Origin of the sequence: Nonomuraea sp. B19D2 (assembly GCF_040137845.1) — a bacterium.
Taxonomy (GTDB): Bacteria; Actinomycetota; Actinomycetes; order Streptosporangiales; family Streptosporangiaceae; genus Nonomuraea.
Window position 1 is genome coordinate 1 of record NZ_JBEFAK010000143.1, and the last position, 1,603, is coordinate 1,603.

At 66.0% G+C, this 1,603-nt stretch carries 2 protein-coding genes; both read left to right on the forward strand.

Annotation, left to right across the window (positions count from 1 at the left end; genetic code table 11):
* Positions 1 to 90: 90 nt before the first annotated feature.
* The gene (locus tag ABN273_RS59160) at positions 91 to 510 is read left to right on the forward strand and encodes a transposase (protein ID WP_349458589.1); all 420 of its coding nucleotides are present in this window, start codon (positions 91 to 93) and stop codon (positions 508 to 510) included.
* Positions 507 to 1,541: an IS3 family transposase gene (locus ABN273_RS59165; RefSeq protein WP_349458590.1), complete on the forward strand. Its 1,035-nt coding sequence runs from the start codon at positions 507 to 509 to the stop codon at positions 1,539 to 1,541. The genes ABN273_RS59160 and ABN273_RS59165 overlap by 4 nt, the downstream gene beginning before the upstream one ends.
* The last annotated feature ends 62 nt before the right edge of the window (positions 1,542 to 1,603 follow it).

Sequence of the window (1,603 nt, forward strand, 5' to 3'; positions counted from 1 at the left end):
CCCTCTGTGCCAAGCTCAAGTGAGACAGATGGGACTAAAATTCCTTAACTGACACGAGTAGGGCGAGAACGGGTATCCACCGCAGTGACCATGACCAGCCATGACCTCCAGCGCGGTACCGGGCCGCGTGCCGACCGGCCCAAGCGGCGTACCTTCACCGCCGCCTACAAGCTGCAGATCGTTGAGGAGTACGACGCGGCGCCGGACGGCACCAAGGGCGCGATCTTGCGCAGGGAAGGGCTGTATGAGTCCAGCATCTCGCTGTGGCGACGCCAGCGTGACAACGGCGAGCTGACCTCCGCATCTAACCCGGCCGGTGCACCCCGGGCCCGCAAGACGCCCGAGCAGCTGGAGCTGGAGCGGCTGCGCAAGGAGAACGCGGCGCTGGCGCGGGACAAGGCGCGGGCAGAGAAGAAGCTGGCGCAGACCGAGGCCGCCCTGGACATCATGGGAAAAGGTTTCGCGCTCTTGGAAATGATCTCCGAGAGCGCGGAGAACGAGCCTTCGTGACCACCGTCCGGCGCGAGACGCTGGAGTTGTTGCGGGCCGCCTGCCTGCCGATCGCAGTCTGCTGTGCGCTGACCGGGATCCCCCGCGGCTCCTACTACCGCAGCCTGCATCCGCAGCCCGAGCACGCGCCGGCACCACGCCCGGCGCCGCCGAACAAGCTGACCGAGGCCGAGCGGGAGCATCTGATCACGGTCTTGAACAGCCCGCGCTTCGCCGACAAGGCTCCCCGCCAGGTGTGGGCCACGCTGCTGGACGAGGGCACCTACCTGGCCTCGGTGTCGACCATGTACCGGCTGCTGCGCGAGCGCGATCAGGTCCGCGAGCGCCGTGCCCAGGCCCGCCACGAGGCCCGTAAGAAGCCCTATCTGGCCGCCCGCTCCCCGAACGAGATCTGGTCGTGGGACATCACGAAGCTACCCGGTCCGGCGGAGCGACAGTTCTATGACCTGTACGTGATGATCGACATCTTCTCGCGGTACGTCGTGCACTGGGAGGTTCACCTGCGCGAATCGGGTGAACTGGCCCGGCAGTTCATGGGGAACTCCCTGCTCGCCAACGGTGGGATCGCACCCCAGACGATCCACTCCGACAACGGCACCGCGATGACCTCCAAGCCGGTCACCGACCTGCTGGCCACCTTGGACATCATCAAGTCGCACTCCCGGCCGAAGGTCAGCAACGACAACCCTTACAGCGAGGCGGCGTTCAAGACCCTCAAGTACTGCCCGGTGTTTCCCGAGCGGTTCGATTCCCTGGCCGAGGCCGAGACGTTCTGCCACCACTTCTTTCAGTACTACAACCACGAGCACTACCACGCCGGCCTGGGCCTGCACACGCCGTTCACCGTGCACATCGGCACCGCCCCGGCCATCCAGGACCGGCGCGAACAGGCGGTCGAACGCTTCCGCACGGCCAACCCCCACCGATTCACCCGAACGCCCCGCCTGCCCAAGATCCCAACGGTCGCCTACATCAACCAGCCCGAAGAAGACCAGAACGGCGCATCCCAACCCACCCAGGAGGCCGCCTAGCGATCACCTCGGCAGAGTCCCTGTCGCACTTGACTTGACACCTACCGGACTGCCGACTACCG